At 67.6% G+C, this 12,529-nt stretch carries 12 protein-coding genes; 5 read left to right on the forward strand and 7 right to left on the reverse strand.

Features of this window, described 5'->3' with window-relative positions; all coding sequences use genetic code 11:
- Positions 1–181: 181 nt before the first annotated feature.
- From FNZ56_RS08130 to rsgA, 3 genes are all read right to left on the reverse strand, one after another.
- Positions 182–2,461, reverse strand: coding sequence for an NADP-dependent malic enzyme (locus FNZ56_RS08130; RefSeq protein WP_143879358.1), 2,280 nt, complete (start codon positions 2,459–2,461; stop codon positions 182–184).
- 79 nt (positions 2,462–2,540) lie between these two features.
- Complete coding sequence (locus FNZ56_RS08135; protein WP_143879359.1) at positions 2,541–3,803, reverse strand: flavohemoglobin expression-modulating QEGLA motif protein; 1,263 nt, start codon at positions 3,801–3,803, stop codon at positions 2,541–2,543.
- A complete protein-coding gene (gene rsgA / locus FNZ56_RS08140) occupies positions 3,790–4,878 on the reverse strand; it encodes a ribosome small subunit-dependent GTPase A (RefSeq protein ID WP_143879360.1) in 1,089 nt (362 codons plus the stop codon). Before rsgA ends, FNZ56_RS08135 begins: the two co-directional genes overlap by 14 nt.
- Positions 4,879–4,974: 96 nt before the next feature.
- Here rsgA and FNZ56_RS08145 point away from each other — a divergent pair, with 96 nt between their 5' ends.
- From FNZ56_RS08145 to FNZ56_RS08155, 3 genes are all read left to right on the forward strand, one after another.
- Complete coding sequence (locus tag FNZ56_RS08145) at positions 4,975–6,237, forward strand: aminotransferase class I/II-fold pyridoxal phosphate-dependent enzyme (RefSeq protein WP_143879361.1); 1,263 nt, start codon at positions 4,975–4,977, stop codon at positions 6,235–6,237.
- An 89-nt stretch (positions 6,238–6,326) separates the two neighbouring features.
- On the forward strand, positions 6,327–6,944 hold the full coding sequence (locus FNZ56_RS08150) for an SGNH/GDSL hydrolase family protein (RefSeq protein ID WP_143879362.1): 618 nt from the start codon (positions 6,327–6,329) through the stop codon (positions 6,942–6,944).
- Positions 6,941–7,603, forward strand: a complete 663-nt coding sequence (locus FNZ56_RS08155) for a class I SAM-dependent methyltransferase (protein WP_345450958.1) — start codon at positions 6,941–6,943, stop codon at positions 7,601–7,603. The genes FNZ56_RS08150 and FNZ56_RS08155 overlap by 4 nt, the downstream gene beginning before the upstream one ends.
- Here FNZ56_RS08155 and FNZ56_RS08160 read toward each other — a convergent pair.
- Positions 7,572–8,414, reverse strand: coding sequence for a polysaccharide deacetylase family protein (locus FNZ56_RS08160; protein ID WP_143879364.1), 843 nt, complete (start codon positions 8,412–8,414; stop codon positions 7,572–7,574). The genes FNZ56_RS08155 and FNZ56_RS08160 overlap by 32 nt on opposite strands.
- Before the next feature lie 56 nt (positions 8,415–8,470).
- On the opposite strand from FNZ56_RS08160, the gene grxD reads away from it, so the two are divergent.
- Complete coding sequence (gene grxD / locus FNZ56_RS08165) at positions 8,471–9,397, forward strand: Grx4 family monothiol glutaredoxin (protein ID WP_143879365.1); 927 nt, start codon at positions 8,471–8,473, stop codon at positions 9,395–9,397.
- Positions 9,394–9,786, forward strand: a complete 393-nt coding sequence (locus tag FNZ56_RS08170) for a hypothetical protein (protein WP_143879366.1) — start codon at positions 9,394–9,396, stop codon at positions 9,784–9,786. The genes grxD and FNZ56_RS08170 overlap by 4 nt, the downstream gene beginning before the upstream one ends.
- 44 nt (positions 9,787–9,830) lie before the next feature.
- Here FNZ56_RS08170 and FNZ56_RS08175 read toward each other — a convergent pair whose 3' ends face one another.
- From FNZ56_RS08175 to FNZ56_RS08185, 3 genes are read right to left on the reverse strand one after another with little or no spacing between them, the layout of a single operon-like run.
- Positions 9,831–10,373, reverse strand: coding sequence for a DUF924 family protein (locus tag FNZ56_RS08175; RefSeq protein ID WP_185970695.1), 543 nt, complete (start codon positions 10,371–10,373; stop codon positions 9,831–9,833).
- Entirely contained in the window at positions 10,373–10,783 is a 411-nt protein-coding gene (locus FNZ56_RS08180) for a GFA family protein (RefSeq protein ID WP_143879367.1), read from the reverse strand. The genes FNZ56_RS08175 and FNZ56_RS08180 overlap by 1 nt, the downstream gene beginning before the upstream one ends.
- Before the next feature lie 55 nt (positions 10,784–10,838).
- Positions 10,839–12,473, reverse strand: a complete 1,635-nt coding sequence (locus FNZ56_RS08185; protein WP_143879368.1) for a sensor domain-containing diguanylate cyclase — start codon at positions 12,471–12,473, stop codon at positions 10,839–10,841.
- Positions 12,474–12,529 lie beyond the last annotated feature (56 nt).

The raw sequence follows: 12,529 nt of genomic DNA on the forward strand, positions 1-12,529 counted from the left end.
GGAGCGGCTTCAGCCGCGACTGGTCTGCGACGAATTCCCGGTCGCGACTGTCGCTGCTCCTTGGCCATTGTAGAAGCGCGCTCGAGCGCGACCGCCTTTCAGTCGCGGCTGAAGCCGCTCCTACAGGGATCCGTCGCAAGATCGGTCGCGCCCAGGTGCGCTCCTACAACAGCAGTGCGCGTCAGCCCTGCCGCTGCGCCGCGCGGATCTGCGCCTCGACCGCAACGATCGCGGTCATGTTGACCACGCGCCGCGGGGTGGAGGCCGGGGTGAGGATGTGCGCCGGCTGGTCGAGGCCCATCAGGATCGGGCCGATCGCCACGCCCTCGGTCATCACCCGCACCAGGTTGTAGCCGATGTTGGCGGCGTCGAGGTTGGGCATCACGTACAGGTTGGCGCGGCCCTTGAGCGTGGAGTTCGGCATGATCCGTTCGCGCAGTTCCTCGTTCCACGCGGTGTCGGCCATCATCTCGCCGTCGACGTCGAGGCTGGGCGCGCGCGCGGCGACGAGGTCGCGCGCCTTGCGCATCTTCGCCGCGGAGGCGTCGGCGTGGCTGCCGAAGTTGGAGTGCGACAACATCGCCACGCGCGGTTCGATGCCGAACAGCTTGAGCCGGTAGCTGGCCTGCAGCGTCGCCTCGGCGATCTGCTCGGCGGAGGGATCGAGCTGCACGTGGGTGTCGAGGAAGAACCACGCGCCCTTGTCGTTGAGCACGCCGGTCATGGCCGCGGTGCCGGTCACGCCCTTGTCGAAGTCGAACACGCTGCGCAGGTAGCCGAGCTTCTTGTGGAAGCGCCCGACCAGGCCGGAGATCAGCGCATCGGCCTCGCCGCGCTCGACCATCAGCGCGGCGATCAGGGTGGGCCGCGAACGCATCAGGTTCTTGGCCGCGTCCGGGGTCACGCCGCGGCGCTCGGTCAGGGCGTGGTACTGCTTCCAGTACTCGTCGAAGCGCGGGTCGTCGTTGATGTTGGTCAGCTCGAAATCCACGCCCGCGCGCATGCGCAGGCCGAGCTTGGCGATGCGGCTTTCGATCACGTCCGGCCGGCCGATCAGGATCGGATGCGCGAGCTGTTCGTCGATCACGGTCTGCACCGCGCGCAGCACGGTGTATTCCTCGCCCTCGGCGTAGACCACGCGCTTGCGGTCGGCGCGCGCGCGCTCGTACACCGGCTTCATCATCAGCCCGGTGCGGTGGATGAACTGGCCGAGCTTTTCCGTGTACGCGGCCGGGTCGGCGAGCGGGCGCAGGGCGATGCCCGAATCCATCGCCGCCTGCGCCACCGCCGGCGCCAGCATCGTGAGCAGGCGCGGGTCGAACGGGCGCGGGATCAGGTAGTCGGGGCCGAAGGTCGGGACTTCCCCACCATAAGCACTGCCGAGATCGGAGGATTCCATCCGCGCCAGTTGCGCGATCGCGCGCACGCAGGCGAGCTTCATCGCCTCGTTGATCTCGGTCGCGCCGACGTCGAGCGCGCCGCGGAAGATGTAGGGGAAGCAGAGCGCGTTGTTGACCTGGTTCGGGTAGTCGCTGCGGCCGGTGGCGATGATGCAGTCCGGGCGCACCTTCTTCGCGTCCTCGGGAAGGATTTCCGGCGAGGGATTGGCCAGCGCGAGGATGATGGGCTTGTCCGCCATCGTCGCGACCATTTCCGGCTTGAGCACGCCGCCGGCGGACAGGCCGAGGAAGACGTCGGCGCCAGTCACTATTTCGGCCAATGTGCGCTTGTCGGTGGCGCGCGCGTAGCGCTGCTTGTCCGGGTCCATCTTGCCGCGGCCTTCGTACAGCACGCCCTCGCGGTCGAAGGCGAGGATGTTCTGCGGCTTCATGCCCAGCGCGACCAGCATGTCGAGGCAGGCGATGCCGGCGGCGCCGGCGCCGGCGGTCGCGAGCTTCACGTCGCCGATCTTCTTGCCGACGATCTCCAGCGCGTTCAGCACCGCGGCGCCGACGATGATCGCGGTGCCGTGCTGGTCGTCGTGGAACACCGGGATGTTCATGCGTTCGCGCAACTTGCGCTCGACGATGAAGCACTCCGGCGCCTTGATGTCCTCGAGGTTGATGCCGCCGAAGGTCGGTTCCATCGCGGCGATGATGTCGACCAGCTTGTCCGGGTCGCGTTCGGCGAGTTCGATGTCGAACACGTCGATGCCGGCGAACTTCTGGAACAGCACGCCCTTGCCTTCCATCACGGGCTTGCCGGCGAGCGGGCCGATGTCGCCGAGGCCGAGCACCGCGGTGCCGTTGGTGACGACCGCGACGAGGTTGCCGCGCGCGGTCATCCGGCTGGCGGCGTTGGCATCCTCGACGATGGCCTCGCAGGCGTAGGCCACGCCCGGCGAATAGGCCAGCGCCAGGTCACGCTGGGTCACCATCGGCTTGGTCGCGACGACCTTGATCTTCCCTGGCGGCGCGTGCTGGTGGTAGTCGAGGGCGGCCTGTTTCAGTTCGTCGGACATGGCGTCGGTCGGGGCGTTCGGCGCGGGGCGGAACCACGATTCTACGCCGTGCCGGCGATGCGCCCTTGCGAAGCCGGGCTCAGACGTCGGCCAGGCGCAAGGGCTGGTCGGTGATCCGGTCGAGGCGGATGCGGTTGGCGAACAGCGAGAACGCGAGCACGCCTGCGAGCCCGTTCGCGCGCGCCACCCAGTGCGGCAGCCAGCGCGGAGCGGCGAGGGTGCCGTCGGCGAACAGCGGTTCCAGGTCCTGCACGTCCTCCACCGTCATCTTGCCGGCGAACAGCATCCGGCACAGGCGCAGGCGATCCTGCCGCAAGGCCCAACGGAAGAAGGTGTGCACGCCGATCAGCCCGCGCAGGTAGACGGTGTCCTTGGTGAACGCCGCGCCGCCGTTCACCGGCACGCCGCGGAACACGCGCTGCGCCGAGGAAAAGCTTTCGACCTCGTTCTGGCCGGCGTCGAGGAAATACTTGAACACCTGGATGAAGTCCGCGCCTTCCAGCGCCATGGCGACGGCTTCGATGCGCAGGCTGACCCGCTTCATGCGCTGGATGTCGGTGGCGCCGGTGATCTGCTCGGCGAAAGTCGCGAGGCCTTCCTGCGTCGCGGTGGTGCGCGGCGATGGAAGTTCCATGCTGCGCAACACCGGCTGCTCGCGGCCGTTGAGCGCGGTCAGCGAATGCACGAAGGCCTCGTGCTGCAGCAGCTGGTCGCGGTCGTAGTCGTTGAACACCGCGCCGCTGCGCAGGCGGATGCGGGTCGCGCCGGCGGCGGCCTTGGCGATCAGGTCCGGGTCGAGTTCGACCGTGATCATGCGGCCGTTGAAGAAATCGTCGAGCGCGGTCTGCAATTGCAATTGCAGCGAGATCGCCGAGATCGGCACGGTTTCCGATGGCGCCAGCAATTCGCCGTCGAGTTCGCTGGCGATGCCGATGAAATGCCGCGCCGCATCGCGTGTGCTAGGGCCGTTGCCGGGCAGCGGTTCGTCGGGTCGCCCGAACAGGCGGATCGAATGCTGCGTCACCGCCGGCGTGCCGAGCGCATCCAGCAGTTCCGCGGCGATGGCCCAGTTGCGCGCCGAGGCGGCGATGTAGCGGCCGAGCGGATGCGCTTCGTCGGCCTCGTTCGCGATCGCGTCCAGTTCGCGGCGCGCGGCGGAGAAATCCTGCGGCGCGTATTCGACCTGGGGCAATCGCGGCTGGCCGCGGCGCCAGGCTTCCAGGAACGGGGCCTGCAGGCTCGCCGGCCAGCTCACCAGGCTCAGCAGCTTGATGCCGCGCGCGACCTTGACCATGCGCGCGTCGAGCGCGGCATGGTGGGCGGTGTCGTCAGTGCTTCCCATACTTCTCGTCCAGGCGCTTGTTCAACGCCTTGCCCTGTACGCGTGCATCCGCCTTCTGCGCGAGCCGCGTCGCGAGCTGGTCGGAGGCGGCGGCGACTTCGTCGCGCAGCTTGAGGAAGTTGGCGACGCGGCCGGCGTCGAGATCGCCGCGTTCCACCGCCGCGCGCACCGCGCAACCGGGTTCGCGCTGGTGCGAGCAATCTCGGAACCTGCATTGCGCGGCGATGGCTTCGATGTCGGCGAAGCTTTCAGCGACGTCTTCCTCGCCCGTCGGTTTCAACTCGCGCATGCCGGGCGTGTCGATCAGGCAGGTGCCCGAAGGCATCGCCAGCAACGCGCGATGGGTGGTGGTGTGGCGTCCTCGGTCGTCGCCTTCGCGCACCGCGCCGGTCTTCATCTTCTCGGTGCCGAGCAAGGTGTTGGTGAGGGTCGACTTGCCGGCGCCGGAACTGCCGACCAGCACCACGCTGCGGCCTTCGCCCAGCCACGGCGACAAGGCATCGACGCTGGCGCGATCCTTGGCGTTCACCGCGACCACGGCGACTCCCTGTGCGAGCGTCGCGGATAGCGATTCCATCGCCGCATCGACATCGGCGCCGTCCTTGTCTGCTTTCGTCAACACGACGACCGGCTGCACGCCGCTGCCGGACAGCAGCAGCAGGTAGCGTTCGATCCGACGCGGATTGAAGTCGGCATCGAGGCCGCAGACCACGAAGGCGGTATCGATGTTCGCGGCGATCAGCTGCTGCTTGTAGTGCTCGCCGGCTGCGCCGCGCTTGATCGCGGAGAAACGCGGCAACAGCGCGACGATGCGCGCGGCCTTGCCTTCGCCTTCCACCAGCACCCAGTCGCCGACCGCCGGCCGCGATTCGGGCGGGCATTTCGCGCGCTGCCATTCGGGCAGGGATTCGGGGGAATAACTTTCGTCCGGCGATTCCGCGACGACATAACCGGAACGGTGCTGCTCGGTGACGCGGGCCGGGCGCGCGGACGGATGCGCGGCGATGGCCTGGGCCCAGGCCGGGTCCGTCGGCGGCCCGGCAAAGGGCCAGCCGATCGCGCGCAGGGGCGTCATGCGGGGCGGATTTGCGTCATGGCGCGATTCTAGCCTGCGCCGGGACCCGCGATCCGCTAGGCTTTCCCGACATTTCCGCCCCGATTCCCGCGACCGATGTCCCCCGTCAAGACCCGCCAGCGCCTGTCCGAAGTCCGTTACGAAATCCGCGGCGAACTCGCCCGCCGCGCGCGCGAACTGGAAACCCAGGGCCGCACCCTGGTGAAGCTGAACATCGGCAACCCGGGCGCCTTCGGTTTCCGTGCGCCGGAAAACCTGCAGCACGCCATCGCCGACCGCATCGCGCGCACCGATCCCTACACCCACCAGCAGGGCCTGCCGGAAGCGCGCGAGGCCATCGCCGCGTTCCACGCCAGGCGCGGCACGCCGAATGCGAGCGCGGAACGCGTGTTCGTCGGCAACGGCGTCAGCGAACTGATCGACCTGTCGCTGCGCGCACTGCTCGATCCCGGCGACGAAGTGCTGCTGCCCTCGCCCGATTATCCGTTGTGGTCGGCGGCGACCATCCTCAACGACGGTCGCCCGGTGTATTACCGCTGCCGCGCCGAGGACGGCTTCCTGCCCGATCCGGAGGAAATCGAAGCGCTGGTGTCCTCGCGCACCCGCGCCATCGTGCTCATCAACCCCAACAACCCGACCGGCGCGAACTATCCGCGCGAATTGCTGGAACGCATCGTCGCCATCGCCGCCAGGCACGGCCTGCTGTTGATGTGCGACGAGATCTACGACGGCATCCTTTACGACGACAACGCATTCCAACCAGTCGCGCCGCTGGCCGGCGACGTGCCGTGCCTGAGCTTCGGCGGCCTGTCGAAAGTGCATCGCGCCTGCGGCTGGCGCGTGGGCTGGGCGGTGCTCAGCGGAGACAACGCCGTCGTCGGCGATCTTTACCACGCGATGGACCTGCTCGGCGCGCTGCGCCTGTGCGCGAACGTACCGGGGCAATTCGCGATCGAAGCCGCGCTCACCGCCGACGATTCCATTCGCGCACTGACCGCGCCCGGCGGTCGCCTGTACGAAACCCGCAAGGCGCTGGTCGAAAGCTGCGCCGCCAGCGAACACCTGGAACTGGTCGCCCCGGCCGGCGCGCTGTACGGCTTCCCGGCGGTGGTCGGTGACGCCGCGAAAGGCTTCGACGACCACGCCTTCGCGCTGGAATTGCTGGAAACCGAGGATGTGCTGATCGTGCCCGGTTCCAGCTTCAACGTGCCGGACCGCAATTTCTTCCGCGTCACCCTGTTGCCGGAAGCGCCGGCGCTGCGCGAGGTGCTCGCGCGCATCGATCGCGTGCTGTCTCGTCGCGCGGAAGCGGCGGGCAAGGTGGTTCCGATGAAGCGCGCGGACAAGTCGGCGGCGTGAATCGAAACGGTTGCTGGCTGTTGGTTCCTGGTTGTTGGTAAAGCCGGATACGATTCCGCCAGGAACCAACAACCAAGAACCGACAACCGATGTTGACCTACCTCGCGCTCGGCGATTCGTACACCATCGGTGAAGGTGTTCCCGAAGCGGATCGTTGGCCTGTCCGACTTGCCGCTTTGCTGCGCGACGAAGGCATCGACCTTTGGCCTCCACGCATCATCGCCCAAACCGGTTGGACTACCGACGAACTGTCCACCGCGATGGACGCGGCCGAACCGCTAGACGAGTGGGATTTCATCAGCCTGTTGATTGGTGTGAACAACCAGTATCGTGGGCGCCCGATCGACGACTATCGCGAGCAGTTTTCCGCTTTGCTTGAGCGCCTTGTTGGTTATGCGCACAGCTTCCCTCATGGCGTCATCGTGCTGTCGATCCCCGACTGGGGCGTGACCCCGTTCGCGCGCGATTCCGGCCGCGATCTTGCGCAAATCGCTGCCGAGCTTGACGCGTACAACCGAGCCGCGCGAGAAATCTGCGCATCACTCGGCGTCGCCTTCGTCGATATCACTGGCATCAGTCGAGAAGGTGGTGGGGAGCCGGACATGCTGGTCTCTGATGGCCTGCATCCATCGGCCGCGATGTACGCGCGCTGGGCGCAAGCGGCGCTGCCCGTCGCGCGCGAAATGTTGCGTTGGCAAGATTCGTGAACAAGCCGAGCACGATCGCCGATGCCTTCACCGAACCGCGCTGGCCGCCGCGCCGCTACCACTACTACTACGTGCGCGGAAAACTCGCGAGCGATCCGCTGTATCCCGGCGTGGTCGCGGCCCTGCGCGGCTGCGACGCCCCGCTGCTCGACCTCGGCTGCGGCATCGGCCTGCTCGCGCATGCGCTGCGCGCCGACGGCCAGGCGCTGCGCTACGCCGGCGTGGATTTCGACGCGGGCAAGATCGCGGTCGCGAAGGCCGCGGCCGATCGCGCGAAGCTCGCCGGCGTCGCGTTCGCCACTTGCGACCTGCTGCGCGAACGCCCGTCGCACCGCGGCTCGGTCGCGCTGCTCGACGTGCTGCAATACCTGCCTGGCGAGGCGCAGGAACGCGTGCTCGACGACGCGATTGCGATGCTTGAACCCGGTTCGCGACTGGTAGTACGCAGCGGCCTGCACGACGACAACGCGCGTGGCCGCACGACGCGGATGGTGGATCGCCTCGCCAATGCCATCGGCTGGATGCGCAGCGGGCCGCTGTGCTACCCGAAACAAGAATGGTTCGAGCGCAAGCTCGCGAATGCCGGACTCGCCGCCGATTTCCGCCCGCTGCACGGGCGCACGCCGTTCAACAACTGGCTGATCGTGGCGACGCGTTGATCGCTTCCGTTTCGCCTGCCTCCAGCGTTTCCGGCAACACGCTGCGATAACCGAGCGCATCGAGCCGGTCCAGCAGCAATCCAATCGTTTCGATATTACGCCCGTGCGCCGCGCCTTCGTGCAACAGCACGATCGCACCGGGGCGTAGCCCGCGTTCGATCCGCGCGACGACGGATGCCGGATCGGCGGCGACCGCATCGAAGCCGCGCGCGCACCAGGCCACGCGCGCGAGGCCGAGGTCGCGCAGCGGCGCCGACACGAAGGGATTCGCCATGCCGACGACCGCGCGGAACCAGCGCGGCGCACTGCCGGCGGTGTCGCACAGGATTTGCTGCGTGCGTTCGATTTCGGAACGCATGCGCTTCGGGCCCAGCGCCCAGAACATCGCCGACGGATGGCTGGCGCTGTGGTTGCCGATGCCGTGGCCGCGGCGTGCGATTTCGCGCACGTCGTCCGGACGCTGCGCCGCGCGTTCGCCGACGAGGAAGAACGTGGCCTTCGCACCGCGTGCATCGAGCAGGTCGAGGACGGCGCGGGTCTCCGCCGACGGACCATCGTCGATGGTCAGCCACGCGACGTTTTCGTTCGTCGGCAGGCGCGACAGAACCGGCGAATACAGCCGCGACTGCGGACGGAACACGCCCCACCAGGACAGCGCGTGGCTGGCGAGCATCAGCGGCAAGCCGACCCGCGTGCCAAAGCGCCACCAGGCCCACGCCACCAGCAATTGCGAAGCGAGGAGGCATGGCCACCACGCCTGCGGGTGGCGCGGAATCCGATGCAATCCTTGCGGGTTTGGCGCCATCGACATCGTCGCATGATGCCACGGCGTACACTGCGCGCCTTTCCTAGCGTCCGGTCCTCGCCATGTCCCTCGATCCCGTCGTCCAGCAGCGCATCCAGGCGTTGCTCGAAGCCCATCCGGTGGTGTTGTTCATGAAGGGCACGCCGCGCGCGCCGCAATGCGGTTTTTCCGCGCGTACGGTGCAAGCGCTGGCTGCGATCGGGCTGGACGACTACCACGCGGTCGACGTGCTCGCCGACGCGGACATCCGCGAAGGCATCAAGCTCCATGGCAACTGGCCGACGATCCCGCAGCTCTACATCCATGGCGAACTCGTGGGCGGAAGCGACATCGTCGGGCAGATGGCCGATTCGGGCGAACTGCAGTCCGCGCTCGGCCTGCCGCCGCCGGATCGCACACCGCCTTCGATCGAGGTGACGCCCGCGGCGATCGCGATGCTGCGCGATGCCATCGACAACGCCGGCGAAGGCATCGCGGTGCAGGTGCAGCTCGATCCGCAATACCAGGCGCGGTTGCAACTGGTGCCGGCCGAGACGAACGCGATCGCCACGTCCGTCGATGGCGTGCGCCTGCAATTCGACCTCGCCTCGGCGCGGCGCGCGAGCGGGCTGTCCATCGACTGGGCCGACGACGAACGCGGCCGCGGACTGGTGATCGTGCATCCGTCGGCGCCGAAACCGGTGCGCGAACTCGCGCCGGAAGCGGCGCGCACAATGCTCGCCGACCAGCGCGTGACCATCGTCGACGTGCGTCCGCCGCAGGAACGCGCGCTGGCGGAACTGCCGCATCCACATCGCACGCTGGACGATGGCATCGATGCGCTGGAATCGTTGCCGAAGGACGCGCCCATCGCGTTCATTTGCCACCACGGCGGACGCAGCGCGCAAGCCGCGGAGCATTTCCGTGGGCTGGGTTTCCGCGAGGTCTACAACGTCACCGGCGGGATCGACGCCTGGGCGCAGATCGATCCGGCGATTTCGCGGTATTGAGCAACCTGCCGATCATGGGCATCGAATCATTCAACGATATCCTCCTTGAAGATTCATTCGTCTTCGGATGGCGTCGCGCCTCGGAGTCGCTCAGCTTCAATATTGACGCCAGCTTGCTGCAAACTCATCCAAGGGCAATGCCGCCTTCAAGCGGCGAGTGGGCCTGTTACAAATCCGGTGTAATTCTCTTTTCAGGCGTCTCTTCGGTAAGCGGGCTGCTTCCACAAGAATCGGTTCGACCCACCCTGGACCCTGACGGCAGCGCGGATTACGGCTGCATCGATGACCTGTCGGTTGTCCAGCCAGGTGAGTACCGTATCGCTGGAGAGTTTGGTGTTGTCACGGTTTTAGCGCGCGATGTCACGCTAGTTTTTGATGACGTGGCATAAAATTTATTCAGACCGAACCGTAACCTCAGCCACTTTCGGCATCGTCAAAACCCGCCGCCCGCCTCCAGCCACGCCCGTTCCTCCGGCGTGCTGATGCGCCCGAGCACGGCATTGCGGTGTGGAAACCGCCCGAAGCGCGCGATCACCTCGCGATGGCGGCGCGCGTAATCGACATAGTTCGCATCGCCCATCGCCGTCAGCAACTGCAGCGAACGATCCTGGTCGGCCATGGCTTCCGAATGCTCGAACGGCATGTAGAAGAAGATTCGTAACGGGACATCGATTCGCATATCGAAACCGGCATCGACCGCGTTTCGCGCGACTTCGCGGGCGAGGCCGTCGGTAGCGAAGGCGTGTCCGCTGCCGCGGAACACGTTGCGAGGAATCTGGTCGAGCAGCAGCACCAGCGCCAGCGCTCCTTCCGCATCTTCCGTCCAGCCGTCGAACTCGCGCCGCGCGGCGGAGAAATGCGCTTCGAGGAAACGCGTTCGGCATTCGACGTCGAAATCCGCGCCGCCGTTGAACCACTTCGATGCGCCGGCATCGCGCCAGAACGCGAGCACATCGTTCGGAACGATGCCCGGCATTACAGGAACTTCTTCTCGGCTTCGGACGGCTCGTGCCACCAGTCGTTGTCGCGACCGTTGGCGTAGCGCATCGGCGCCGCGGCCAGCGCTTCGTCATCGACATCGTCGAGACAGGCCAGTTGCACGCTGTAGAACTCGCCACCGACTTCCGGGATGTCGCCATGGCCGTAGGCGCGCACGCCGCAGGTCTTGCAGAACGGCCAGTGCACCGCGCCGTTGCGGAAGTAATCGGTGGTCGCGGCCGGGTCGCTGAGCAGGCGGAACGCCGCGGGCTTGATGCTCGCCGACCAGTTGCGCGTCTTGCGGCAGATCGAGCAGTTGCACCTGCCGCCGCCTTCGGCGAGGTCGATGTCGGCTTCGAATTTCACTGCGCCGCAGTGGCAACTGCCGGCATAGGTCTTCGTCGTCATGGCGATTCCAGCGCGTGGGGAGCGCCGAGGATACGCAATCCGCGTCGATATCCCGTTACGCCGCCACCACCCGGTTGCGCCCGGCTTCCTTCGCCGCGTACATCGCCGCATCGGCGCGCTTCACCAGCGCATCGGGCGTTTCCGGCGCAACGTATTCCACGCTGCCGATGCTCACGGTCATGCCCACCCGCACGCCGTCGAGCACCACGCTGCGGCCCTCGACCTTGCGCCGCAGGCGTTCGGCGGCATCGCGCGCGTGGCGGCCGTTCACGCCCGGCAGCACCAGCATGAATTCCTCGCCGCCGAGTCGGCCGAACGATTCACCGGGCATCAGGTCTTCCTGCACCAGCCACGACAACTGGCGGATGCAGGCGTCGCCCAGCGCGTGGCCGTGCGTGTCGTTGATCTGCTTGAAGTGGTCGATGTCGAGGAACAGCACCGCGAGCTGCCGCGATTCGGCGCGCGCCTCGGCCACCGCGTGCTGCAGCCGCTGCATGATGCCGACGCGGTTGTACGCGCCGCTGAGCGGATCGTGCTGCGCGTCCTGGCGCGCGCGGTCGCGCTCGCTGCGGAACGCCTGCATGCGATCGGCCAGGCCAAGCATCAGCACCACCGCCGTACAGGCCAGGACCAGCGGCAGGCCGTATTCCAGCCACGGCGACAAGGGCGCGCCGATGCTGAGCTGGACGGCGCGCGCAGTGGACATCACCACCAGCGGCACCCACGCCAACAGCATCTGCCCGGCATGCCGGCCGCCGCGGCGCCACGCCAGCGCCAGCGCGGCGATGGCGACGATGTTCGCCAGCAACAGCAGCAGGTTGCCGATGCCGGGGAACCAGTCCTTGTTCGCCGGCCACGGCGACACGAGCAACGCCAGCAACAGCAACGGCAGCCACGCGCCGACCAGCATCAGCAACCGGCTCAGGCGCGGCACGCGCGTGCGCAATTCGGCGAAGACGAGCAGGAAGTTCACGCCGATGATCGTGGACAGCGTGGCCACGAACCACACGCCCGGCGCGGCGAAACGCCCGAGCAGGCGCAACCCCGGCATGGCATAGGCCTCGCCGTTCGAGCACAGCAGGTACAGCATCTGGCTGGCCATGCAGGCCGCGTACCAGAGGTAGATGCGATCGCGTAGCACCAGCCAGAACACCAGCGCGACCAGGCAGACACCGACCAGCACGCCAATGCTGGTGAACAGCACGCGCGTGTGGCCGCGGTCCTCGGCGGTGTGTTCGCGCACATCGCGGATTGCGACCTGCAACGGATAGCGCGCGCCATCGATGCCGATGAACACCGGCCCGGGCGCCTTCAGCGGGAACGCGAGCGCGCGCCGCGACCACGCCGGATCGAGGTCGGTTTCGAAAATGGTGCGCGCCTGGACGCGGTAGTCCGGCGGCAGGCGCACGCTCACCCGCGCGCTGTACGGGTGGTAGACCAGCAGCAGGCGATCAGGGCCGGAAACCGCGGGATCCAGCCGCCACCAGCCGCCACCCGCGGGCATCGCCAGCCGCACCTGCGCCAGGGTGGGCGACGTGGCTACCTGCGCGTTCGCGACCGCGGGCGGCTTGGCCGTGGAAACCGAATCCGGAACGGCCGTGACATGCGCGATGCCGCTGTCGCGCGCCATCGCCGGCGCGACCGCGCTCCATGCGCACGACAACAGCAGCAGGATCCAGGTTCGCCTCATGCTCCCCCCGTGCGGGCAGTGTCCGGCGAGCGGTGGCCCGCGGCAAGTGGCGCGGC

The sequence above is a fragment of the Lysobacter lycopersici genome, assembly GCF_007556775.1.
Lineage (GTDB): Bacteria > Pseudomonadota > Gammaproteobacteria > Xanthomonadales > Xanthomonadaceae > Pseudoluteimonas > Pseudoluteimonas lycopersici.

Coding starts and splice junctions, on each gene's coding strand:
- FNZ56_RS08180 (WP_143879367.1), bottom strand. CDS start 10,783: ATGACGACGAAGACCTATGCCGGCAGTTGCCACTGCGGCGCAGTGAAA.
- rsgA (WP_143879360.1), bottom strand. CDS start 4,878: ATGACGCCCCTGCGCGCGATCGGCTGGCCCTTTGCCGGGCCGCCGACG.
- FNZ56_RS08185 (WP_143879368.1), bottom strand. CDS start 12,473: ATGAGGCGAACCTGGATCCTGCTGCTGTTGTCGTGCGCATGGAGCGCG.
- FNZ56_RS08160 (WP_143879364.1), bottom strand. CDS start 8,414: ATGTCGATGGCGCCAAACCCGCAAGGATTGCATCGGATTCCGCGCCAC.
- FNZ56_RS08145 (WP_143879361.1), top strand. CDS start 4,975: ATGTCCCCCGTCAAGACCCGCCAGCGCCTGTCCGAAGTCCGTTACGAA.
- grxD (WP_143879365.1), top strand. CDS start 8,471: ATGTCCCTCGATCCCGTCGTCCAGCAGCGCATCCAGGCGTTGCTCGAA.
- FNZ56_RS08130 (WP_143879358.1), bottom strand. CDS start 2,461: ATGTCCGACGAACTGAAACAGGCCGCCCTCGACTACCACCAGCACGCG.
- FNZ56_RS08135 (WP_143879359.1), bottom strand. CDS start 3,803: ATGGGAAGCACTGACGACACCGCCCACCATGCCGCGCTCGACGCGCGC.
- FNZ56_RS08175 (WP_185970695.1), bottom strand. CDS start 10,373: ATGCCGGGCATCGTTCCGAACGATGTGCTCGCGTTCTGGCGCGATGCC.
- FNZ56_RS08150 (WP_143879362.1), top strand. CDS start 6,327: ATGTTGACCTACCTCGCGCTCGGCGATTCGTACACCATCGGTGAAGGT.